The following is a 21780-nucleotide window of genomic DNA, read 5'->3' as shown; positions in this document are numbered from 1 at the left end:
GGCAGACGACGGGAAACTCCAGACAGGACAGGACCTAGTGTCCCGGCCGCCCGCGGTGCGGGCGAAGGCCAGGTCAGGCCGAGGGACCGCCGCCGTCGCCACCGTCGAGATCCAGCCGGATCACCGCCAGGGTCTCGGCCACCTCGGCGGTCAGTTCGTCGTGGGGCCCGAACACCACGCACAGGTCCGAGTGCAGCGGCTCCAGGACGTCGAAGGCCTCGGCCGCCCGCTGTTGCGCGAGAAGCAGCATGCCGATGTCGCGGCGCAGCTCCACCGCGTTCTCGCTGACGTCGCCGTCGATGGCGCGAACGGTCTCCAGGACGCCTCGCAGCCCGGACAGCGCCTCGGTCACCTGGCCGAGTTCGCCGCGGCAGCGCGCCGCCTGGGCCCGGCATTCCAACGCCTCTTCGCTGCTCGGGCCGCTCACGCGACCGTAGGCATCGGCCAGCACCTCGAACTCCGGCAGTGCGGCACGGTGGTCACCGGCCAGCTGCCTGCTGACCGCCTGCCACGAGCGCAGCCGCAGCACCGCCTTGTTCTCCGAACCGAGGGACCGCGCGGCCGGCTCGATCAGCTCACCCACCACGTCGGCGGCCTGCGCGTACCGTTCCTCCTCCATCAGGGCCAGATAGTGCGCGTGGACCTCGCGGATCTGCTCCCGCAGCGCCTCCCGTTCGGCCGCGGGCACGACGGGCGACGCGTCCGGGCCGACGACGCGGGCGGCGGACCGCGCGCCGCCCGCGGCACCTGCGCGCGGTCGGGGCGAGTAGGGCCGGCGGAAGATGCCGGTCGGGTCGGGCGTTCCGGCGGGTCCCGCCTCCTGTGGGGCGGCCTCCTCGCCGGGCCCCGGCAGGAAGGGCCGCAGCCGCTCGTACACCTCCTGCACATCCGCCGGACGCGCCTCCGGTGCCTTGAGGAGCAGGTGCAGGACGAGCTCCTCCAGGCCCGCCGGTACGTCGTCGCGCAGCTGCCGCAGCGGAGTCGGGGTCGCGCTGACGTGCTGCGTCATCAGCTGCCACTCGCTGTCCCCGCAGAACAGCGGTTGTCCGCACAGCAGTTCGTGCAGCACGCAGCCCAGCGCGTACAGGTCGGTGCGCGGTGTGACCCGCGCGCCGCGCACCTGCTCCGGTGCCATGTACTGGTGCGTCCCGATGGGGCTGCCGGTGCTGGTCAGCTTGGTGACGTCGGTCTGGAGGATGGCCGCGATGCCGAAGTCGAGCACCTTCACCGTGCCGTCCCGGGCGACCAGGATGTTGCCCGGCTTCAGGTCACGGTGGACGACGGGCACGTCGTGGGCGTACGACAGCACGGTCGCCACCTGCGCCGCCACGGCCACCGCCCAGCTGACGGGGAGCGGACGGTCCGGGTGCACGTACGCGGTCAGCGGCACGCCGTCGACCAGCTCCATCACCAGGAACAGTTGCTCGTACGACTCGTCCAGCACCGCGTCGTAGACCTGCGGCACGCCGGGGTGCTGGATCCGGGCGGTGACCCGCGCCTCGCGCCGGAAGCGCTTCTCGAACTCCTCCGCCGTGTGCGGGGAGGTCACGGCCTGGGGGCGGATCAGCTTCACGGCGACCGGCCGGTCCAGTACGGCGTCGTAACCCCGCCACACGTCCCCCATGCCGCCGTGGCCGAACTGCTCCAACAGCTCGTAGCGTCCCGCGATCCGTCGTACGTCCGGCACCTGGTTCCCGCCCCGTCCCGTCACGTGACCGAAGTGTTCCTCGTTCTTCGTCGTGCTGGGGACCAGTTTCGTGGCTGCGGGTTCCGTGCGTCCAGCCAGGGCTCGCGGCGTCGGCCTGCCCGCGTGCCAACTCGGCCAGCGGGGCGCGCTGTTATTGGTGCAGACCTATTGACGCTGCATACCGGCGATGATTCACTCCGTGCCTGAGAGCGCTCTCACGCGGTTGGGGACCAGCCGCGGTCCCGTTTTGCCCACCATCTTCTGGGAGAGCCGTGTCCGTGATTCCCTCTCGCCGCGCCGTGCTTCGCGGAGCGGCTGTCGCAGCCGCAGCGGTGCCGCTGGCCGGCGCCACCGCAGGATCCGCCTTCGCGTCGTCCCCCGCCCCTGGCGTCGGCGCGGACGGCCATGGCAGTCACGGCCATGGCACGACAGGTCTGGGGCCGAACGTCCTGGTCTTCGACCCGTCGATGGGCGACGCGGCGATCCAGAAGCAGATCGACGCCGTGTTCGCCGTCCAGGAGTCCAACCAGTTCGGCACCGAGCGGTACGCCCTGGCGTTCAAGCCGGGCACGTACAACGTCGAGATCAACGTCGGCTTCTACACGCACGTTCTGGGCCTCGGCGCCGGCCCCGAGGACGTCGTGATCAACGGCCATGTGACCGTCGACGCCCAGTGGTTCGAAGGCAACGGCACCCAGGACTTCTGGCGCGCCGCCGAGAACCTGACCGTCGTCCCGCCGGACGGGCTGGACCGCTGGGCCGTCGCCCAGGCCGCGCCGATGCGCCGGGTCCACGTCAAGGGCGACATGATCCTCATGCCGAGCCCGCCCGGCAACGGCTGGTCCAGCGGCGGCTTCCTGGTCGACAGCGTGGTGGACGGACAGATCGACTCCGGTTCGCAGCAGCAGTGGCTGACCCGCAACGCCACCATCGGCAGTTGGAAGGGCGCCAACTGGAACATGGTCTTCGTCGGCGTCCAGGGCGCACCCGCCACGTCCTTCCCGACCCCGCCCTACACGACCGTCGACCGCACCCCGGTGATCCGGGAGAAGCCGTTCCTCACGGTGGACCGCCGCGGGGCCTACCACGTCTTCGTGCCCGCACTGCGCCGCGACTCCACCGGCACCTCCTGGGCCGGCGGGCGGACCGCCGGTCACAGCATCCCGCTCACCGCGTTCCACGTCGCCCGGCCGGGCGACTCCGCCGCGAGCATCAACGCGGCGCTCGCCCACGGCAAGCACCTCCTGTTCACCCCGGGCATCTACCCGCTGTCCGCGCCGCTGCGGGTCCGCCGGCCGGGCACCGTCGTCCTCGGCCTCGGCCTGGCCACCCTCCAGGCCGTCAAGAACAACTCGCTCATCGAGGTCGCCGACGTCGACGACGTGACCGTGGCCGGCGTGCTCCTCGAGGCCGCCTCCGCCCATTCCCCCGTACTGCTGCGCGTCGGCGACGGCCGCAGCCGCAGAAGCCACGCGCACCGCCCCACCGCGCTCTTCGACATCTTCCCGCGCATCGGCGGCGCCGTCCCCGGCGGCACGGACGTCAGCATCCGGATCGACAGCAACGACGTGATCGCCGACCACATCTGGGCCTGGCGCGCCGACCACGGCCTCGACGGCACGGTCGGCTGGTCGGTCAACCCCGCGGGCGTCGGCTTCCTCGTCAACGGCGACCGGGTCACCACCTACGGCCTGTTCGTCGAGCACCACCAGAACCACGAGGTGCTCTGGAACGGCAACCACGGCCGCACCTACTTCTTCCAGAACGAGCACCCCTACGACGTCCCGACGCAGTCGGCCTGGAGACACGGCGACACCAACGGCTTCGCCGCCTACAAGGTCGGCGACCACGTCACCGACCACCACGCGTGGGGCCTGGGCAGCTACGCCTTCTTCAACCTCAACGCCGACATATACACCGACCGCGCCTACGAGGCCCCCGACACCCCGGGCGTCACCTTCACCTCACTGATGACCGTCTGCCTCAACGGCGCGGGCGGCGGCGGCATCCTGCACTGCGTCAACGACACGGGCGACCCCGTGGTGAACGGCTTCGGAACCTACAGCATGAAGTCGTACTCGAACGGCGCCGGCGTGGTCTGACCTGCGCCGTCCGCAGGCAGCGACCGTCACACGGCGCACTCCGCCCACACCGTCTTGCCGGGACCGCCGTCGACGCGGGGACTCCAGCCCCAGCGGTCGGCAAGAGCCTCGACGAGCAGGAGGCCGCGCCCGCCCTCGTGCGGGTCGGCCTCCTCGGTGTGGGCGGCGGGCATGCGGGGGAGACGTTCGCCCCGGGTGTCGGTGACCTCGATCCGCACGGTGCCGGCGGCGGGGTCGGCGGTGAGCAGGACGCGGAAGTCCCGGCCGATGACGTGCCCGTGCCGTACGGCGTTGGCGCACAGCTCCGAGGCGATCAGTGCGACGACGTCGTGCGCGTCGGTGTCGTACGGGATCCCCCAGGTGTCCAGCCGGTGCGCGCACAGGCGCCGGGCCAGGCGGGCGCCGCGCGGCGTGGAGCTGAAGCTCATGGCGAACCTGTGCACCGTGAGGGGTGGTTGTGTTGCGGTCATGCACTCACGGTGGCCCTTCGTGGCCTAGCGTGACCAGTGGCGACGCGCTGACGTCGGACCGCCGTACGGGGCGGGCGCGGGCGCTGTACGTGGTGGTACGCGGGGAGCGGACAGGAGGCGGGGACGGATGACCTTGAGGGACGAGGAGACGGCGGCGCAGCGGCAGCAGCGGCCGGACGACGAGCCGGGGACGGGCGTGGTGACCGCGTTCGGCCGGCAGCTGAAGCTGCTGCGGGTGCGGGCGGGACTGGAGAGGGCCGAGTTCGGGAAGCGGCTCGGGTACTCCGCGGACACGGTGGCGTCTATCGAGCAGGGGCGACGGATTCCGCAGGCTCGGTTCATCGAGAAGGCGGATGAGGTGCTGGGGGCGGGGGGTGTCCTCACGGCGCTGAAGGAGGAGGTGGGGCGGGCTCAGTATCCGGCGTTCTTCCGGGACATGGCCCGGCTGGAGGGGAGGGCGACAGCGCTGAACGTGTACGCCCTGTACGCGGTGCCAGGACTCTTGCAGACGGAGGACTACGCCCGAGCCGTCTTCCACATGCAGCGGCCGCTGCTGGAGGACGATGTGATCGAACAGCGGCTCGAAGCGCGCATGGTGCGGCAGGAGATCTTTCGTCGGCGCCCTGCCCCCTTGATGAGCTTCGTGATCGAGGAGGCGGTGCTGCGCAGGCCGATCGGCGGTCGGAAGGTCATGCGTGAGGCGCTGGAACAGATCCTCCTCACGGGCCAGTCGAGGAACGTGGAGGTGCAGGTCATGCCGATCGACCGAGAGGACAATGCGGCCTTGGGCGGCCCCTTCTCACTGATCGACGCCGACAACGGAAAGCGCCTTGCCTACGCGGAAGTACAGGACCACAGTCGGCTCTACACCGACGCTGCCTACGTGCGCACGCTGGAAGCGCGCTATGGCATCCTCCGATCACAGGCGCTGACACCGAGCGAGTCAGTGGCGTTCATTGAGCAACTGATGGGAGACACATGAGCGTGCAGCACAGCAAGGCGGCTGTGCCCGAGGCCGCTTGGACCAAGAGCAGCTACAGCACGGGCAACGGTGGTGAATGTGTCGAGGTCGCCGCAGTCTCCGGAGCCATTCTCGTCAGGGACTCGAAGCGACCCGCAGTAGCCAGGGTCGCCTTCGGCCCCGAGGCGTGGGCCGGGTTCGTGCGGATGACCGCAGGACGCTGAACTGATCGAAGAGCGGCGGGACGCGGTGCGCGAAGTACGGACCGCGTCCCGCACGCGTCAGATCTCGTCCAGCCCCTCCTCCCGGCGGATCATCCGCCAGGCCGCGCGGCGGGCGCTGCGGTCGAGGTTGGACTTGAAGTCCCGGTCGGTGCCGAAGTACCGCTTGCCGAGGGTGTCGATCGTGGAGACATGATCCATCATGTTCTCCTCGAACTTCTTGTCGAAGACGATTCCGAAGTTCTCTTCGTCGTTGACGACGGCGGCGGCGCGGACCTTCGGGTCCTCCTTGGTCGCGTTGAAGGCGGGGAGGACGTCCTCCTTCGTGAACTCCGTGCCGAACTTGGCGTTGAACTTGTCGATCAGTTCGGACAGCAGGGACTTCTCGTCGTCCTTGGTCCCGCCCACGCCGTCACCGAAGCCCTTGAGTTCGGCGGGACCCTCGGGGTTGAGGGACACATCGTGCTCGCCGGTCTTCTCGACGCGCAGATGACTGAGGTCGACCTCGCCTATGTCGACGCCGCCGTCCGCGAGGCGGGGGAGACGGTTGAGCAGGTGCCGCCCGTAGAGATGCAGGCGCTCCAACTCGGCGTCGCGGTAGGGCACGATCTGCGCGAGGAAGCCGTACTTGCGGACGTAGTCGTTGAGGTTGGCGCGGAACTCCTCGGCCGTCTCGACGTCGTCCTCCTCCTCGCTCTCCAGCAGCGCGGTGAAGCGGACCACGGCGGGGGAGAGGAGCCGGTACAGCTCGGCGTGCAGCTTCTCCCACTTGGACTGGACGCCGCCCGCCTTCTTCTCCGCCTCCAGGTACGCGGCGACGAACTCGTCCATGTCCCGTTCCGAGATGATCGGCGCGGACATGACGCGGCTCTGGGCCGTGTAGAGGAGGTTCGGGTCGGAGGGCAGGGTGTGCGCCTCCTCGAAGTACGGGCGGAAGGCGTCCTGGATGTCCTCGGCCTCGTTGACGAAGTCCAGGACTGCGAGGTCGGCCTGAGACTTGCGGTCGGCGGTGCGGTTGAGGCGCGAGAGGGTCTGCACCGCGGCGATGCCGGTCAGGGTCTTGTTGACGTACATCGTCGTGAGGAGCGGCTGGTCGAAGCCGGTCTGGTACTTCTCGGCGACGACCAGGATCCGGTACTCCTGTTGCCCCTTGCCGCCGGCCTTCGCGGCCTTGTCGTCGGCGCGGGTGTACGCGAACACCTTCGGTAGCGCCGCCTCGGAGATGCCGCCGTTCTCCTTGACCTCGGTGGTCTCCTCACCGTCGATGGTGAGGGTGCCGGAGATGGCCACGAGCACACCGATGTCCGGGTACTTGGTGTCGTACTCGCGGTCGGCGATGTAGCTGCGAATGGCACGGGCCATCTGGACGGCGGAGTGACGGGAGGCCGTGACGACCATGGCCTTGGCACGTCCGCCGAGCCGGCCGCGGGTGTGGGCGAGGAAGTGCTCCACGATCACCGTGGCGTGCTGGGACACGGTGTGCTCGTGCATGAGGGCGAACCGGGCGAGCTGGCTGTTCGCCTTGGAGGGGTCGACCTCCTTCTCGTCGCGGTTGAGGTTCGCGAGCTTCCAGTAGGTGTTGTAGGTGACGTAGTTGCGCAGGGGGTCGAGGATGAAGCCTTCCTCGATGGCCTGCCGCATGGAGTAGGTGTGGAAGGGGCGGTAGACGGTTTTGCCGTTCTCCACGCCTTCCGTGCCGAAGAGTTCGAGGGTCTTGGACTTGGGCGTGGCCGTGAAGGCGAAGTAGGAGAGATTGGCGGCGCGGGAACGTGCCACCGCCCTCGCCTTGAGCTGGTCGTCCACGGTGACGGTGGTCGCGCCCTCGTCGTCCGAGTCGGCGTCCAGGCCGAGGTCACGCAGGGCGGACTTCACGGCGGTGGCGGCGTCACCGGACTGGGAGGAGTGCGCCTCGTCCACGATGATCGCGAAGCGGGTGCCCTTGATCTCGGTGGGATTGCGCTTGATGTAGTCCAGCAGCGCCGGGAACGAGTGCAGGGTGACCGTGACGATCTTGCCGGTGTCCCGGGAGAGGGCGCGGGCGAGCTGTTCGCTCTTGGCGCCGTGCTTCTCGTCGACCTTCACGACCAGGCCGTCGGTCTGCGAGAAGCTGCCGACGGTCGCCGAGAGCTGGGCGTCCAGTGCGCGGCGGTCGGTGATGACGATGACCTTGTCGAAGACCGGCTCGCCGGGCTTGATGCGGCCGTCGGCGAGGGCGTCCGGCCGCAGGACGGCGGGATCACGGCGGGCGTGCAGGTCGCTGAGGCGGTGGGCCAGCCAGCCGATGGTGTTCGACTTGCCCGAGCCGGCCGACGCCATGACCAGGTAGTTCTGGCCGGCGCCGTGGACGGAGGCGTGCGCGGTGAGCTTGCGGACCACGTCCCACTGGTGGAAGCGGGGGAAGATCGTCGACTTGGTGGTGCCGCCGCCGGGCGTCTTCTCCTTCTGCTGGTGCACGAACCGCTGGAGCAGGTCGAGCCAGTTGTCCCGCTGCCAGACCTCTTCCCAGAGGTACGAGGTGGCGTACGTGCCGTGCGCGGTCGGGGCCGGGTTGCCGGCACCGCCGGGCTGCCCGGGGCCGTTCGAGCCTGTGTTGAACGGCAGGAAGCGGGTGCTCTTGCCGCGGAGCTGCGTGGTGACGAAGACCAGGTCCGGGTCGACGGCGAAGTTCGCGATGACGCGGCGCGTGAAGATCAGCTCGGTCGGGTCGCGGTCGGTCCGGTACTGCTCCTTGGCCTGCTCGACGCCCTGACCGGTGAGCGGGTTCTTCAACTCGGCCGTGGCTACGGGTATGCCGTTGAGAAACAGGGTCAGGTCGAGGCGGTGGCCCCAGTCGGCCTGCTTGGTCGCGTAGGGGAGCTCCCGGACGACGGTGAGGCGGTTGGCCCGGTAGCCGTCGAGGACGGAGTCGGCGGAGATGAGGTTGGGCTTGAAGTAGGCGACGCGGAGGCGGATACCCCGGTCTTTGACCCCGTTGCGGAGAACGTGCAGCAGTCCGTCCTCGGCGATGGCCCGGTCGAGGCGCTGAGCAAAGCCACGCTGCGCCTCGTTGGGGTCGCCTCCGTAGACGGTGAGCAGCTCGTCCCACTCGTCGGGCTGGGTCGCGCCGATGAAGGTGAACAGCTCGTTGGTGTCCAGGCCGAGGTCGGCCCGGTAGTCCTCGTGGTTCGCCTCCCGCCAACCCCGCTCGCAGAGGGCGGCGACGATGGCGGAACCGAAGGAGGACTCGTCGTGCACGGGGCTCATGCGAATACTCCTTCGGTTACGTTGCGGCCGCTGGCGGTGGAGACGTCGAGCTGGCCGGTTACGGCGGCGGTGATGAGGGCTTGGCGGCGTTCTTTGAGCAAGGCAATTTGCCGCTTGGTGAGTTCTTTGCAATGGAAGGCGTGACTCAGTGCCTCACGCGCGATCGCGGCGGCGCTTTGCTGCCGGTTGAGTGGCGGCATGGGAACCCGCACCTGGGACAGGTGGGTGGGCCCGAAGTGTTGCATGGTTGCGCCGGTCTTAAGGAGGTTGATCTGCCGCGAGAACAAGGAAGACTGAAGGAATGCCTCGATGTATTCCATGCATACGTTCGCATGTGCCGGGCGTAGAATTATTAGGCCCGTATAGGGGATGGCGCCAACGACTGTCGGGTCATTGACAACCGATACCCCTCCCATCGTTGCGCTCCCGCTGATCAGTCGGTCGCCGATTCGAAGCCGGAAGTGCGGCCACTGGTGAGCCACCTTCTCAGGGTCGAGGAAGTTGCAGCCGTTCAGACTCACTTTGCCCTGTTTGAGTCCGGCGATGCGGATGAGTGGTACTCCTGAGGTGTGGAAGTCCGTGGCCATAATGCCGGGGCCCTCTCGGAAGCGAATGACGTAACGCAGCGGTACGGACTTCTCACCCCTGTCCACCGCTTCGTCCACCACTCGCTGGGATCGTTCGTTGGTCAGCGTGGCTAGCTTTCCGTACAGCTGGATCAGCTGGTCGATGCGGGCAGTTTCGGTATCGAGGAAGTCCGAGATGCGGCGCTGTTCCGCCAATCCGGGGATGACGAAACGCTGATCACCGATCGATGTCGCAGTCAGGAGGGGTTGAGCAGTCTTCGAAGCCAGTTCGGGGAGGCGAGCGCCCAGCAGGAGGTAGAACATGTAGGGCGACGTTAGGCTTGGTCCGGGCGTTGCCACGATGGCGTTGTCGGAAGCCCAGCAGTCAGTGGTCGTGCGATTCACCGCCCCTACTGTGCCCACCCTGCCAATGATCGCCGAACCGGCCTTGGTGTTGGCTCGGTTCGTTCGGCCGATGCTTCCAGAAGCACCCATGACGGGAAATCGGCCATTGTCCACCCGCTCGTCACATGACGTTCCGCTACGCAGGTTGAGTACCCATTTGAGTGCGACCTCCCGAGTCTCCGAGTCGCTCACTGGGTGACCTCCCCCAACAGGGCCTGAATGTCGGCCTCCAGCGCCCTCAAATCTGCGTCAATCTCTGCCAGCGGTCGAGGCGAGTAATGCACATAGAAATGCCGCGTGAACGGAATCTCGTACCCCACCTTCGTCTTGCCGTGGTCGATCCACGCGTCCGGCACGTGCGGGTGAACCTCCCGCGCCAGATACTCCTCGACGTCCTCGCCCAGCGGAACGTTCTCGAAGTCCCGGAGTTCCGCATCCGGTTCAGGCTGGCCCTTGACGAGCTGCTCCTCGCCCTCCGGGTCCCGCACCCCCACGACCTCCCGCAGCGCCTTGTTGAACGGCGCCCCCGTGGGCCACGTCCCGCCGGCCTGCACCACCGCGTCCTTCAAGGCGAGCCAAGCCTCTTGCTTCGTGCCCCAGCTCGTGCCCATCAGGGACTTGAACGCGTCCGCCAGAGCCGCAGCCTGCGGCAGCTTCTGGATCGGCTTGGACGCCTCAAGCGCGGCCAACGTCTCCTCCGTCACCTCGAACCGCAGCTTCAGCGGGCGCTCGACCGTGATCCGCTGGTAGCCGAAGTCCTCGTTGCGGAAGACCTTCACCTTGCCGTGCAACGGGTGCTCGGCGTCGCCCGCGACCGCCAGGGCCTCGCCGTACAGCTTGACCACCGTGGCGATGTGCTCCTTGCCCAGCGCCTTGCGCTTGTCGCCCAGCGACTTGCGCATCTTCTGCCACTGGTCGCGGGCGTCCAGAAGCACGACCTTGCCCTTGTGGTCCGGGCTCTTCCTGTTCGTCAGGATCCAGAAGTACGTGGAGATGCCGGTGTTGTAGAAGAGCTGGTCCGGCAGGGCGACGATGCCCTCCAGCCAGTCGTTCTCCAGGATCCAGCGGCGGATCTCCGACTCACCCGAGCCAGCGGCGCCCGAGAAAAGGGGAGAGCCGTTGAAGACGATCGCCAGGCGCGAGCCGCCCCCGCCGTCCACGTCGACCGGCTTCATCTTCGAGATCATGTGCTGGAGGAACAGCAGCGAGCCGTCGTTGATGCGCGGCAGGCCCGCGCCGAAGCGGCCGGCGTCACCGAGCTGCTTGTGCTCGTCCTCGACCTCGTCCTTGACCTTCTTCCACTCCACGCCGAACGGCGGGTTCGCCAGCATGTAGTCGAAGGTCTTGCGCGCGTGCCCGTCGTCGTTGAACGAGTTGCCGAAGGCGATGTTCTCCGGGTCCTGGCCCTTGATCATGAGGTCGGACCGGCAGATCGCCCAGGACTCGGGGTTGAGCTCCTGCCCGAACACCTCCACCGTGGCGTCCGGGTTCAGCTCCGTGATCAGGTCGTCCATCGCGGAGAGCATGCCGCCCGTACCGCAGGCCGGGTCGAGGACCGTGCGGACCGCGCCCGGGAGCTGGAGGGCGTCGCCGTCCGGGGCGACGAGCAGCCGCACCATGAGCTGGATGACCTCGCGCGGCGTGAAGTGCTCACCGGCCGTCTCGTTGGACTGCTCGGAGAAGCGGCGGATCAGCTCCTCGAAGATGTAGCCCATGTTGTGGTTGGACACGACCTCGGGACGCAGGTCCAGGTCGGTGAACTTGCCGATGACCAGGTAGAGCAGCCCCGCGCTGTCCAGTCGCTTGATCTGCTGGGCGAACTCGAAGCGTTCGAGGACGCCGCGGGCGTTGTCGGAGAACGCGCTGACGTACACCGTGAGGTTCTTCGCCGCGTTCTGCGGGTCCGCCGCGATCTTCTTCAGGGTGAGCGTGGACGTGTTGTAGAAGGCGTGACCGGAGGCCTTGCGGAGGAACTTGTCCGCGATGATGTCCTGGCCGTAGAACTTCGCCAGGGTCTCCGTGACCTTGTCGCGGGTCGGCGCCAGCACGCACTCCAGTCGCCGCAGCACCGTGAACGGCAGGATGACCTTGCCGTAGTCGGACTGCTTGTAGTCCCCCCGCAGGAGGTCGGCGACGGACCACGCGTGGTTCGCCAACTCCGTGTGCTTACTGCTGTTCAACTGGATCCCCGGATTCCTTCCGAAATGTCCCAACCCCACCGCCCGAGCCGTACCGCACAGGGCGGCTGACCGGAGCGGCCTGACAAGTGTGGTCTATGGGTGAAGGTCCGCGTGCCGTATGGGGCGAATCGCCACCCCGAACGCGTACCTCCGGCCCGCCTGCCTCAGCCGTCGCCCGGCGACGGCAGCAGCTGCCCGCCCGTGAGCCCGCCCACCAGCAGCCCCGCCGTCTCCTCCGCGAGCCGCGTCGCCCGCTGAGCCTCCGCCCGGAGCCCGTGCACGTGCCGGAACGCCTCCCCGTACCGTCGCTGCTCCTCCAGCGGCAGCAGCGGTACGCGCAGTCGGCCCGGGTTGACCATGAGGACCGTGCTGCCCGTCGACGCGCCCGCGATGTTCTCCTCCGCGCCCAGGAACCCGGCGAGGAACCAGGCGTCCAGGCGCGCCGGGTCCGGGCGGAAGAGGTGGACGTGCGGGCCGGGCAGCGCGCCGGCGTCCTGTTCGCCGGCGACCCGGGCCATGGGGCCGCCCGTGCTCGCCACCGCCCGTACGAGGACGTCCCCGACGGTGATCACGGGTGACGTGTCGTCGTACAGCTCCGTCGGTTCTCCCGTGGGGCCCGACCCGGTCGCGATGTCCGAGCCGGTGAGCACGGCCCGTACCACCGGTGTCCGGCTGTCGCCGCTCGCGGCGTGTGCCCGCGGGCGCGCGCTGTCCGGCACCGGACGGAGCAGGGTGAGCGCTCCGCCCCGCGAGAGGTCGGAGGCCGTCGCCGTGCGCCACTCGCGTGGCTCGGCGCCCGCGGCGCTCCACCCTTCGCGACCGGCGGTCCGCGCGAGGGCCTTCGCTGCCTTCACGAGGTCCTGGCGCGTGGCATCCACCTCGGCCGCCAGCTTCGCCGGATCGACCTCCGCGCGTGACGCCCGTACGAGCCGCGCCGGGGTCAGGTCCACCACGTCGTCCAGCAGATCCACCACGCCGACCGCGTGCGCCACACCCGGCTCGCCCTCGAAGGCGTCCGGGCTCGCCCTGAACGCCTCCCACGCGTCCAGCGCCCGCGCGGTGACTCCCGCCCAGTCCACGGAGGCCGACCGGCCGGCACCCCGCGTCCGCGTCGGCGCGGTCGCCGCACCGCGCCCGGTCGCCGTCGTCGGCGTCTCCGCCGCCGTGTCCACGAACAGCACGGACTTGCGCTCCGTGCCCCCCGGCTCGGGGCGCTGCAACACCCACACCTGAAGACCCACGTGCAGCGGCACCGACGCGCCGACCGGCAGCGCGATCACCGCGCGCAGGGCTCCGCTGCGTACGAGCTCCGCGCGTACGCGCCGCCCCGACGCCCGCCCGGCGGTGGCCGGCGGCAGCAGCAGGACCGCGTGGCCGCCGGGCACCAGGTGGGCGAGCGCGTGCTGTACCCAGGCCAGCTCCGACTCGGCGCGCGCCGGGACGCCGTACGCCCAGCGCGGGTCGTAGGCCAGTTCGTCGTGGCCCCAGTCCCGGATGCCGTAGGGCGGGTTGGACAGCACCGCGTCGGCGAGCAGGTCCGGGAAGGCGTCCGCGCGGAGGCTGTCCCCGGCGCGGACGGTGACCGAGGAATCCGGCGCCGTCAGCATCAGGCTGACGGCGCTGCGGCGGGCCTGGACGGGCAGCACGTCCTGGCCGTACAGCTCCTGTGTACCGCGCCGCAAGGCCGCCGCGAGGAGGGAGCCGCTGCCGCAGGCCGGGTCGAGGACGCTGGACGGCGTGCCCGGGACCAGCCGGGCGATGAGGTCCGTGAGCGGTTCGGGCGTGCGGTAGGCGCCGCTCGCCGCGCTGTCCTCCAGCTCCCACTCCGCGAGGACGCCCAGCGCGGCTTGGCCGCCTTCCTCGCGTACACACGCGTACAACGCGCGGAGGACCGGCGCGTCCTCGGCCTCGAAGCGGACGGTGCCGTCGGCGGTCTCCGGGACGGCGTCGGCGACGGCCGCCCTGTCGCGCTCGGCCTCGGAAGCGAGGTCCGCGCCGGACCGGCCGGCGGTGGCGGCCAGCTCGTCGGGGGAGCGGCGGGCCGCTGCCAGGACGAGGAGCAGCAGCTCCGCCGAGTCGCTCGCGGCGCCGCTACCGGCACGTCCGTGCAGGCGGAGCATCGTCCGGAGCTCTTCTGCCGGGCTCGCGGCGGAGGCGTGGCCGCGGGCGGCCAGCCAGGTGCGTACCGCCTCCAGGTCGTACAACGGGCTGCTCTCCGTGCCGCCGGAGGGCGCGGGGAAGTCGTCGTGCCGGCGGCGCCAGTTGCTGACGGTGGCGCGCGTGACTCCGGCGATGCGCGAGATCTCGGCGGCCGTCACCTGTGCAGTGGGCTGCTGGGGCATGGCGGTTCCTGGGCCTCTCGGTAGCTGACAGTCAACAACCTACAGCACCCGTCAAGCCCGTCAAGACGATTGACACAGCTTTCACTTACCTGCTTACCTGGTCCTGCTTCCGGTCGCCGGAAGCGTCCGGCCGCGGCACGGCCGTCCGCCGTACGCCGGATCGACCGCTTCAGACACCACTGCGACGTCACCGAGACGTCACTCCGGGGGGAGAACCATGCGCCTGACCATGCCGACATCCGTCGTCGAAGGCACCCAGCTCACCGTCATGCCGTTCCGCGACGACGCCGTCGTGGGGACGATGGCGGTGCCCGCACTCGTCCAACTGGTGCCCTCGCCGCGTGCGGAGGAGGACCCGCGCAAGCTGAAGGCGGCGTCGGGCCTGGTGCGCCGGCACGCCGAGCTGCGCGCCACCGTGCAGCGCACGCTGAAGTCCTCGCAGAAGGGCAAGAACGTCGGCCCGTACGCCGAGTACATCGCCGCCGGTCTCAAGGGCGAGCTCGGCGCCGCCTGGTCCACCCCGCCGATCACCCTGTGGCACGCCGGACCGCTCGCCGCGCTCAGTGAGGAACTCGTCCCCGGCAGCGGCCTGCGCACCCTCACCGTCGCGCCGGGCACGATGGTGGTCGCCATCGACGGCGAGACCCAGACCACCGCCTGGCACGACCTCTACGACGACCCGGAGGCGTACGGGCTGACGTACCCGCAGCTCTCGCGGGTGCGCGTCCCCTTCGAGCTGTACGTCGACCTGGCCCCGGCGGACGCCCGGCAGATCTTCTACGACCGCAACGTGCAGGGAGTCGCGGTGGCGAAGAACCTCGCCATGTCCATGGACCAGCGGGACTTCGGCACCCGCCTCGCCCACCTGGTCGCCGACTCCGTACGGATCGACGTCGACGGCCAGCGGGTCCCGTTCGCCCGGCTCGTGAACGTCAGCAAGCGGCAGCTGTCCGCCGGTGACCGTGAGGTCGTCACCCTCTCCGCGTTGCGCGCCCTCGTCGTCACCACCCTGTACGGGCGGGGCGGGCTCGCACGTTCCGCCGAGTCCGTGCACGAGGACGAACTGCCGGCGGGGACCCGTCCCGAGCAGGTGGAGGCCGCCGTCGTGCCCATCCTCGGCGACCTGATCGTCCGGCACGCCCGCGAGTTCGCGGAGCGCGCTGCCATCACCGCGCCCGCAGTCCTCGCGGGGCTGGGTATCGCCGTGCATCCCACCATGCCCTGGAGCGACTCGGGGGCCGTGTTCCGCATGGACGACCTGGTCCGGCTCCTCGACGGCATCCGCTGGGAGCGCGAGGCGAAGTACTGGGACGGCGTCGCCGCCAAGACCGGCTCCTCCGGCCGCCTCAACTTCAGCGGCGGCGTCAAGGACTCCGGCGGTCGCGTCGCCGACGCGATCCTCTACCCGGCCACCGAGGCGGGACGCCAGATCCGGGGGCTCTGAACCCGGGCGCACGCCCGGACACCCCACACCGCACCCACTGCGCACCACGCACACCGAAAACGGAGCACGCCATGACCTTCCGTGAGCCTCCCCCGCCGCCCGGCCACAGTCCCCAGGGCGCCGGCCCCTTCGGCCTCGATGCACCCACCGGCCCCGGGCAGCCCGCCCGCAGCCGCAGGCGGTGGCTGGCGTACGGGGCGGTCGCTCTGGTCTCCCTGTTCGTCGGCATCGGTATCGGCGCCGGCAGCGGCTCGGCGGACACAGCGGAGGCCGTCGGCACCAAGGCCGCACCCCGCCCCGCGGTCACCGTCACCGAGACCGCCGAGGCCGAAGCCTCCGAGCCCGCCCCCACCGTCACCGAGACGGTGACCGAGACGGTCACGGCCAAACCCAAGAAGACGAAGAAGCCCGGCCCGGCAGCCGCCTTCTCCGGTGATGGTGAGTACCTGGTCGGCGAGGACATCAAGGCCGGCACCTACAAGACCGCCGGCCCGGCGGACGAGTGGGGCTGCTACTGGGAACGGGCCAAGGACGCCAGTGGCGAGATCGACTCCATCATCACCAACAACAACCTCAGTGGCCAGGGCCGGGTGACGCTCAACAGCGGCGAGTACTTCAAGACCAACGGGTGCCAGGAGTGGAAGAGGGTGGGGTAGGGCGGGGTCCGGGCTCAGCTCAGGGTACTCGTAGCCTTCTGATCATGGCCGACATCTACGAAGTCCAGCTCACGCTGGACCTGCCGGGCTCGCTCCCGCCGCAGGACCTCACCCAGCTCCGCTGGCACCTGGGAGAGGAGGGCAGCCGGTCGGCCGACGGTTACGCGTACCCGCTCTGGGGAGACCGGGGGCCTGCGCTGCGGATCGGGGGTGTGCTGGTCGGGGAGTTGCGCTCCGACGGTCCGGCGTGGGCGCTGACAGTGCGCCAGGAGGCCCATCCCGACGAGTTCGACGACCTGCGCAGGATGGTGCGGTGGCTCGGCGCGCGTACGACGACCGTGGGCACCATCGGGTATCTACGCTTCCACGAGGATCATCTCCCCGATGTGCTGGTCGCGGAGTCCGGCGTCGTCCGTCGAGAGGTCCTGCGAGTCGACGAGGTCGTCGAGGCGGCGGCCGAGGTGATTCCCGACCCCTACGCGTGAACCGCTGCGGGGTCGGCGTCTTCCTCCACTCCGCGGCACGGCACCGAACGGGGGAGATCCGGGTCGCCGAACTCCGTGCGCAGAGCCTGGAACGCGGCCCCTTTCTCCTCGCCGAAGCGGCTGATGTGGGCGGTGTACTCGTCGGGGGTGAGGAACACCGACGGTTTGGACTTGGTGTGGAATTTGTCCGCGTACATCACCAGCCGCTCTTCCGCCGTCGCCGGGAGGTAGTCGGCGAGAGGAAGCGGGAGGCGCTGCGCCTCGATGTCGTCGCGGGTGAGGCCTACCCCGGTGTGGTGGGAGCAGATGCGGCCCAGGGTCTCCGGCAGTCCCTCGTCGGTGAGGAGTTCGTGGCCGAGCACGCCGTGGCGGATGTAGTTCTCGTGGTCGAGGCGGCCGTCGTCGCCGTAGAGGCGGTAGACGCCGATGTCGTGGAGGAGGCAGCCGGCGCGGACCAGTTCGGCGTCCAGGTGGGCGAGGTGCGGTGCTGCGAGAAGTCGCTCGGCGATGCTCCAGACGATCTCGCAGTGCGTGTGGACGATCGTGAACGCCTCGGGGGTGGGCGCGTGCTTCTCGTGCAGCGCGCGGATCTCTTCGACTCCTGGAATCCTCACACGGGGAGTTTGACGTACTTCATGGCCACCGGTCCAGATAGTCCGGCCTGGGGTGTCGAACCCCTCCGGACGCTTCCCGCCTCATCGGGCATGGGTGGTGCCTACGGCTGCACTTCGACGACGGAGCTTCCGCCAACTTCGAGTCGTAGGTCGAAGGGCTGGTGTGATGGTCCTTCGGGGTGCTCACGCTGGTCGAGGGCGACAGTCTGCTGAGTAGGTCATCTGGGCAGATCGGTCGGCTCGCCGGTTCCTGCCTGCTGTGGCCGGGTAGCCTTCTACGATCCGGTCTGCTCGGGCGCCGGTTGGCATGGGGTCGGCCCGGAGTGGTCCCATCCGCCTGGCTGTTCAGCGCAATGGTCGAGGATGGAGTCATGACAGGGGAAGTGAGCGAGATCGCTCTGAGTAAACAAGATCTTCGTGCGGTCACCGCGTTCGCCGCAGCGTGCGCGGAAGTGGTGCTCGAGGTTTTCGAGGGCGATCAGCCGGACGACTTGCGGCCGCGAGATGCTATCGGCGCCGCGTGGGCGTTCGCTCGAGGTGGTGAGCGAGGAAAGGCTCTGCGCGACCGAGCGTGGGCGGCACTCAAGGCAGCCAAGAGCGCGGACACCGCGGCTGCGCGCGAGGCGGCTCGGGCAGCGATGTCCGCGGCAGGCGCCGCCTACCTGCACCCGCTGGCCGAGGCCACCCAGGTCAAGCACATTCTCGGCGCCGGCGCTCACGCGGCCAGAGCGGCCGAACTCGTCGCCGACGACGAGCGAAGCGTTGGTGCCGGACACCTTGAGCAGACGGTGCATCGTGCGACTCCGGTCGTCGTTGACGTGCTCAAACGCTTCCCGATGGCGCCGAGTGGCGGCGGACGGGTTGGCGAGTTGATCCGCATGCTGGACGCGGACCTTCGTTCACTCACCCTCGCTGAGTGACTTTGAACGTGAGACGGTGCGGTCCCACCTCCGTCAGGACGAGCAGGGGGACTGCTGCATGATCGGGCGACAGAATGACCTGCCCCACGACGCGTCCCTGCGCCTCAAGGCAGAGCGATCCGTCGTCAACCATCCGGGCGACCCAGGCAAGTCCACGCCCATCGGGCCGAACGAGGATCACCGACGCGGAATGGCCGGGATGCACACGACGGGACTGGCCAGGGAGTTCGACATGAGAGGCAGCGGAACGGTGCGGCGCTACGACCTGGGGACAGAACCCGGCGCGCTCCCTGCCCCGGCCGATCCCGGGCGGGGCAGTACACGCACGGACATCGGACGTGACGGAGATGCCCGGTGACAGCCGCGTCCTCCCGGGCGAGTGGACCTGTGCGCACCGTCGCCTCGCTCGTCGGCGTCCTCTGCGCAGGGGTCCTGGTCTGCTCCCTGTCCGCCTGCTCGTCGTCGGTGCCGTCCCCGTCCTCTCGCGAAGGGGCGGCCCGTGGCGGGGCCGACAGCGGTGGTCGGGTTCCACGCTGGGAGGCGACCACACCCGAACAAGTCGCCGAGAGACTGCACGTCACGATCCCTTCCCGGGCCACTGACCGCAGGGCCGCCTGTCAGAAGGGCTTCCAGGACGACGGACTACTGCTCGTTTTCACCCTGACCGAGGCGGACTCAAGGACGTTCGTCGAGGAACTCGACCCTGAGGACCCGCTGTCTCACCGGGTCCCTCTTCCATCGGCTGGTGTCGTCAAGCCGACGACGCCCTTCGCCCACCTCGGGCTGAAGGAACCGGAAGCCCTGACCGACGTGACGGAAGGTCCAGTCTGCGCTCCCTGCGACGGCGATCTGAATTCGCTTGCGATCGCCGCGCACCCGGTCGACGCACATCACAGCCTTGTCTATCTCCGGGGCGTCGACTGAGCACCGGCACCGGCCACATGGCCGCGTCGTCGGATTGACGTCGACGGGCAGCGGGTGCCGTGGCGAGGACTCCTGCTGGCCCTCGTCTCGGGCAAACTGGCCGAGACCGCCTACCTGGTCACTGGGGGCGGCGAAACCTTCTGGGACGGCGCCGGCGTACCCGTGCTTCTCGGCTCCACCCTCGGTGTCCTCGCCATGGCCGTCGTCGGCACCCTGCCCCTCGTCGGCCGCCGTATCGACCCTGAACTGATCCGCCGGGACTGACATTGATGCTGGTACTCAGGTTCCGGTCTTGGTCGCCCGGGCACTGACTGACGCCGTGCCGGGTTGTCCTTCCGCGGTGCTGTCCGGCCGCCTCGGGGCAAGGCGGCGGGTACGTCTGGTGCTGCCGCTCGATTCCGAGGAGTCGGGAGCACATTTGGAGCGGCCGGGGGATGCGGGCCGGGCGCCGCGGGTGCGCGGAGCCCGGCCCCGGTCTGCGGCTACCGCCACCTGGCGTTCTGGTTCAGGTGCGGCCACAGGGAGACCTGACTCCCCCTCCCGTTGTGCCCGCGGTGGATCTTCAGGCTCGACTTCTCCCACGGGCCCAGGAGCGTGTACCGGAAGGTGCCGCCGTCCGTGGACACGGGCTGGACGTAGAAGACCTGGTTCTTCCCCCGGTTGCAGGTCCAGGCGATGAGGCCCTGCCCCTTCTTGTAGCGCGAGGCGGGCACATCCAGGCAGAGGCCGCGGTTGTCCCAGGGACGGAGGTTCCAGCCGTATCCGCGGGGACCGGGCGTCAGGCACCACTTCTCGTTGCCCTTGCCGCCCGACCACGGCCACGTGATGACCTTGGCGCCCTTGTGGCTGCCGCCCGAGACGTTCAGGTAGACGAACCCGGATCCGACGCTGTCGGGCACGCGGAAGGTGTAGGCGTGGTTGTTGTGGCAGCTGACCGCGGCGGTGGATGCCACGGCGGCGTGTGCCGGCGTCGCCGACGCGGTCGTCGGCAGCGCGGTGGCTCCCAGGGCGACTGCGCCCAGACCGGCGACGAGCAACTTGTTCCTCATTGTTCCCCCTTGGGTGAGCTTGCGTGTCAAGATACGCATGTCCACGTTTGGTGTCGTCCACTCGGAGTTGCACGTTGATGTCAACCTGCGCGGTACCTCGGCTACCGCCCGGGTTGACGGAGGGACAGAGCACGATGGCCATGAGAGGTGTCGACGGCAGCGCACGCTGGGCAGGAACCTTGTCGGCTGGTCCGTGTCGCAGGTGACGAGGAGACCGTCCGCCCACGTCCGCTCGCTCCGGTTCCGGAGCGAGCGGACAGGTCGTACGACTCGGACGACTGACTCTCGCGAAAGCGCTGACGGGCCGTCATGATGAGGCGCGGGACTGCGGCCGGTCGCCGAGACGAGGAGCCTGCCATGTTGCCGTACGAGGGCTGGCACCGGAGTACCCGTAGCAACAACACGAACTGCGCGTGTGTGGAGGTGGGTCGCCGAAGTCGTGGCGTACTCGTAAGGGACTCCAAGAACGTCGCTCGCCGACCGCTGTTCTTCGGGAGGGAAGCCTGGACGGCGTTCCTGGACACGGATTCGGCCTTCGGCGGGCTTGCCGCCTGAGCGACCCCGCGCCGCCACCACAATCAGCGGACCGTCGAACTCAGTGGATGTCCGACCGCGTGCACGTGCGCCCCGTACCCGGCGTATCGGAAACCCTGGGGCCGACGCTCAGCCTTGTGAGGTACCGGCCACGTCGGCCGACTGTCGGTCTTGATCACGTATACCCCCGGCGTCCTGGGGGTCGAGGGTCAGGGTGCGGATGAGCGCGGCCGTGACGTGGACGTGGTGGTCGGGCAGTCGTCGGCGTGGTCCAGGGGAATGATCAGCAGGGTGTCCGGCGGCGGAACTGGCGGTTTCACCAGTCACCCACCCAGTCACCCACCGCAGACGGGGACTTGACGCGATCAGGCGGACGACGCGTGGGCCGTGGCGGCCGGTACCGGCCCATCGCCGTCGTGCGATGGGCCGGCCGGATTGGGTTTCCGTCAGACGCCGAAGGGTGCTGGGTAGTGGATGGTGCCCTGCGGGGTGGGAGCGGTGGCGTCCAGGGCGAGGACCATCATGGCCTCGTCAGGTACGTCGAAGGCGGGGCGGATGCCGTAGCTCGAGGCCGCGGTGAACCCGAAGCGTGGGTAGTAGCCGGGGTGTCCCAGGCAGGTGACGAGGTTCTCGCCCTGGGCCCGGGCGGCGTCGAGGGCGGCGCGGATCGCGGCGGAACCTGCTCCCGTCCTCTGGTGGGCGGGGAGCACCGCGCACGGGCCCAGTACGAGGGCGGGGCTGTCGTCGATGTGACAACGGGTCAGCAGTGCGAAGCCCGCGATCGTGCCGTCCGGGGTCTGCGCGACCAGGGAGAGACCGTCGATCCAGGCGGGGTCGGTGCGCAGGGCCTCGACCAGGTCGGCTTCCAGCGGGGTCGGGAACGCGGCGAGGTTGACCGCGCGGATCGCGGCGATGTCGGCGGCGGTCTCGGGGCGGGTGATCCAGGTGAGGGGGCTGTTCATGCTGTTCATGAGGAG

19 protein-coding genes are annotated in these 21780 nt (G+C 69.4%); 10 read left to right on the top strand and 9 right to left on the bottom strand.

The window, feature by feature from the left end; translation table 11 throughout:
• Window positions 1-73: 73 nt before the first annotated feature.
• Entirely contained in the window at window positions 74-1624 is a 1551-nt protein-coding gene (locus tag ACFY93_RS07415) for a protein kinase (protein WP_391354795.1), read from the bottom strand.
• Between the two features lie 341 nt (window positions 1625-1965).
• Here ACFY93_RS07415 and ACFY93_RS07410 point away from each other — a divergent pair, with 341 nt between their 5' ends.
• A complete protein-coding gene (locus tag ACFY93_RS07410; protein ID WP_391354418.1) occupies window positions 1966-3789 on the top strand; it encodes an adenylyl cyclase in 1824 nt (607 codons plus the stop codon).
• Window positions 3790-3815: 26 nt separating this feature from the next.
• Here the strand turns inward: ACFY93_RS07410 and ACFY93_RS07405 are convergent, their stop codons facing one another.
• A complete protein-coding gene (locus ACFY93_RS07405) occupies window positions 3816-4259 on the bottom strand; it encodes an ATP-binding protein (protein WP_391354417.1) in 444 nt (147 codons plus the stop codon).
• 127 nt (window positions 4260-4386) lie between these two features.
• On the opposite strand from ACFY93_RS07405, the gene ACFY93_RS07400 reads away from it, so the two are divergent.
• Complete coding sequence (locus ACFY93_RS07400) at window positions 4387-5241, top strand: Scr1 family TA system antitoxin-like transcriptional regulator (RefSeq protein ID WP_391354415.1); 855 nt, start codon at window positions 4387-4389, stop codon at window positions 5239-5241.
• Complete coding sequence (locus tag ACFY93_RS07395) at window positions 5238-5444, top strand: DUF397 domain-containing protein (RefSeq protein ID WP_391354414.1); 207 nt, start codon at window positions 5238-5240, stop codon at window positions 5442-5444. Before ACFY93_RS07400 ends, ACFY93_RS07395 begins: the two co-directional genes overlap by 4 nt.
• 57 nt (window positions 5445-5501) lie before the next feature.
• On the opposite strand, the gene ACFY93_RS07390 is transcribed toward ACFY93_RS07395, so the two are convergent.
• The 4 genes from ACFY93_RS07390 to ACFY93_RS07375 form a co-directional block, all read right to left on the bottom strand.
• Complete coding sequence (locus ACFY93_RS07390; RefSeq protein ID WP_391354412.1) at window positions 5502-8684, bottom strand: type I restriction endonuclease; 3183 nt, start codon at window positions 8682-8684, stop codon at window positions 5502-5504.
• The gene (locus ACFY93_RS07385) at window positions 8681-9847 is read right to left on the bottom strand and encodes a restriction endonuclease subunit S (RefSeq protein WP_391354410.1); all 1167 of its coding nucleotides are present in this window, start codon (window positions 9845-9847) and stop codon (window positions 8681-8683) included. The genes ACFY93_RS07390 and ACFY93_RS07385 overlap by 4 nt, the downstream gene beginning before the upstream one ends.
• A complete protein-coding gene (locus tag ACFY93_RS07380) occupies window positions 9844-11835 on the bottom strand; it encodes an N-6 DNA methylase (RefSeq protein ID WP_391354408.1) in 1992 nt (663 codons plus the stop codon). Before ACFY93_RS07380 ends, ACFY93_RS07385 begins: the two co-directional genes overlap by 4 nt.
• Before the next feature lie 164 nt (window positions 11836-11999).
• Window positions 12000-14177, bottom strand: a complete 2178-nt coding sequence (locus ACFY93_RS07375) for an N-6 DNA methylase (protein ID WP_391354406.1) — start codon at window positions 14175-14177, stop codon at window positions 12000-12002.
• Between the two features lie 217 nt (window positions 14178-14394).
• Here ACFY93_RS07375 and ACFY93_RS07370 point away from each other — a divergent pair, with 217 nt between their 5' ends.
• The 3 genes from ACFY93_RS07370 to ACFY93_RS07360 all read left to right on the top strand — a co-directional run bounded on the left by ACFY93_RS07370 (window position 14395) and on the right by ACFY93_RS07360 (window position 16762).
• Window positions 14395-15621 (top strand): DNA sulfur modification protein DndB, encoded by a 1227-nt coding sequence (locus ACFY93_RS07370; RefSeq protein WP_391354404.1) that lies wholly within the window; start codon window positions 14395-14397, stop codon window positions 15619-15621.
• Window positions 15622-15692: 71 nt separating this feature from the next.
• Window positions 15693-16277 (top strand): hypothetical protein, encoded by a 585-nt coding sequence (locus ACFY93_RS07365; protein ID WP_391354403.1) that lies wholly within the window; start codon window positions 15693-15695, stop codon window positions 16275-16277.
• Window positions 16278-16321: 44 nt separating this feature from the next.
• Complete coding sequence (locus ACFY93_RS07360) at window positions 16322-16762, top strand: hypothetical protein (protein ID WP_391354401.1); 441 nt, start codon at window positions 16322-16324, stop codon at window positions 16760-16762.
• Here the strand turns inward: ACFY93_RS07360 and ACFY93_RS07355 are convergent.
• Window positions 16753-17376, bottom strand: a complete 624-nt coding sequence (locus ACFY93_RS07355; protein WP_391354399.1) for an HD domain-containing protein — start codon at window positions 17374-17376, stop codon at window positions 16753-16755. The two genes, ACFY93_RS07360 and ACFY93_RS07355, sit on opposite strands and share 10 nt — an antisense overlap.
• A 371-nt stretch (window positions 17377-17747) precedes the next feature.
• Here ACFY93_RS07355 and ACFY93_RS07350 point away from each other — a divergent pair, with 371 nt between their 5' ends.
• The 3 genes from ACFY93_RS07350 to ACFY93_RS07340 all read left to right on the top strand — a co-directional run bounded on the left by ACFY93_RS07350 (window position 17748) and on the right by ACFY93_RS07340 (window position 19484).
• Window positions 17748-18296, top strand: coding sequence for a putative immunity protein (locus tag ACFY93_RS07350; RefSeq protein ID WP_391354397.1), 549 nt, complete (start codon window positions 17748-17750; stop codon window positions 18294-18296).
• A gap of 387 nt (window positions 18297-18683) precedes the next feature.
• Window positions 18684-19220: a hypothetical protein gene (locus ACFY93_RS07345; protein ID WP_391354395.1), complete on the top strand. Its 537-nt coding sequence runs from the start codon at window positions 18684-18686 to the stop codon at window positions 19218-19220.
• 54 nt (window positions 19221-19274) lie between these two features.
• On the top strand, window positions 19275-19484 hold the full coding sequence (locus tag ACFY93_RS07340; protein ID WP_391354393.1) for a hypothetical protein: 210 nt from the start codon (window positions 19275-19277) through the stop codon (window positions 19482-19484).
• A gap of 218 nt (window positions 19485-19702) precedes the next feature.
• Here ACFY93_RS07340 and ACFY93_RS07335 read toward each other — a convergent pair whose 3' ends face one another.
• A complete protein-coding gene (locus tag ACFY93_RS07335) occupies window positions 19703-20269 on the bottom strand; it encodes an RICIN domain-containing protein (protein ID WP_391354391.1) in 567 nt (188 codons plus the stop codon).
• A gap of 309 nt (window positions 20270-20578) precedes the next feature.
• Between ACFY93_RS07335 and ACFY93_RS07330 the strand changes: the two genes are divergently transcribed.
• Window positions 20579-20824, top strand: a complete 246-nt coding sequence (locus tag ACFY93_RS07330; protein ID WP_391354389.1) for a DUF397 domain-containing protein — start codon at window positions 20579-20581, stop codon at window positions 20822-20824.
• Window positions 20825-21249: 425 nt separating this feature from the next.
• Here the strand turns inward: ACFY93_RS07330 and ACFY93_RS07325 are convergent, their stop codons facing one another.
• Window positions 21250-21774: a GNAT family N-acetyltransferase gene (locus ACFY93_RS07325; RefSeq protein ID WP_391354388.1), complete on the bottom strand. Its 525-nt coding sequence runs from the start codon at window positions 21772-21774 to the stop codon at window positions 21250-21252.
• Between the last annotated feature and the right edge of the window lie 6 nt (window positions 21775-21780).

Source organism: Streptomyces sp. NPDC008313, assembly GCF_042956125.1.
GTDB lineage: Bacteria > Actinomycetota > Actinomycetes > Streptomycetales > Streptomycetaceae > Streptomyces.
This window is presented reverse-complemented; position numbering and strand designations above follow the sequence as displayed.

What these genes read in the sequence shown, in the direction of transcription:
- ACFY93_RS07395 (WP_391354414.1), top strand. Translation starts at nt 5,238, where the DNA reads ATGAGCGTGCAGCACAGCAAGGCGGCTGTGCCCGAGGCCGCTTGGACC.
- ACFY93_RS07405 (WP_391354417.1), bottom strand. Translation starts at nt 4,259, where the DNA reads ATGACCGCAACACAACCACCCCTCACGGTGCACAGGTTCGCCATGAGC.
- ACFY93_RS07375 (WP_391354406.1), bottom strand. Translation starts at nt 14,177, where the DNA reads ATGCCCCAGCAGCCCACTGCACAGGTGACGGCCGCCGAGATCTCGCGC.
- ACFY93_RS07350 (WP_391354397.1), top strand. Translation starts at nt 17,748, where the DNA reads ATGACAGGGGAAGTGAGCGAGATCGCTCTGAGTAAACAAGATCTTCGT.
- ACFY93_RS07370 (WP_391354404.1), top strand. Translation starts at nt 14,395, where the DNA reads ATGCGCCTGACCATGCCGACATCCGTCGTCGAAGGCACCCAGCTCACC.
- ACFY93_RS07335 (WP_391354391.1), bottom strand. Translation starts at nt 20,269, where the DNA reads ATGAGGAACAAGTTGCTCGTCGCCGGTCTGGGCGCAGTCGCCCTGGGA.
- ACFY93_RS07360 (WP_391354401.1), top strand. Translation starts at nt 16,322, where the DNA reads ATGGCCGACATCTACGAAGTCCAGCTCACGCTGGACCTGCCGGGCTCG.
- ACFY93_RS07330 (WP_391354389.1), top strand. Translation starts at nt 20,579, where the DNA reads ATGATGAGGCGCGGGACTGCGGCCGGTCGCCGAGACGAGGAGCCTGCC.
- ACFY93_RS07325 (WP_391354388.1), bottom strand. Translation starts at nt 21,774, where the DNA reads ATGAACAGCATGAACAGCCCCCTCACCTGGATCACCCGCCCCGAGACC.
- ACFY93_RS07400 (WP_391354415.1), top strand. Translation starts at nt 4,387, where the DNA reads ATGACCTTGAGGGACGAGGAGACGGCGGCGCAGCGGCAGCAGCGGCCG.
- ACFY93_RS07365 (WP_391354403.1), top strand. Translation starts at nt 15,693, where the DNA reads ATGACCTTCCGTGAGCCTCCCCCGCCGCCCGGCCACAGTCCCCAGGGC.
- ACFY93_RS07415 (WP_391354795.1), bottom strand. Translation starts at nt 1,624, where the DNA reads ATGGGGGACGTGTGGCGGGGTTACGACGCCGTACTGGACCGGCCGGTC.
- ACFY93_RS07390 (WP_391354412.1), bottom strand. Translation starts at nt 8,684, where the DNA reads ATGAGCCCCGTGCACGACGAGTCCTCCTTCGGTTCCGCCATCGTCGCC.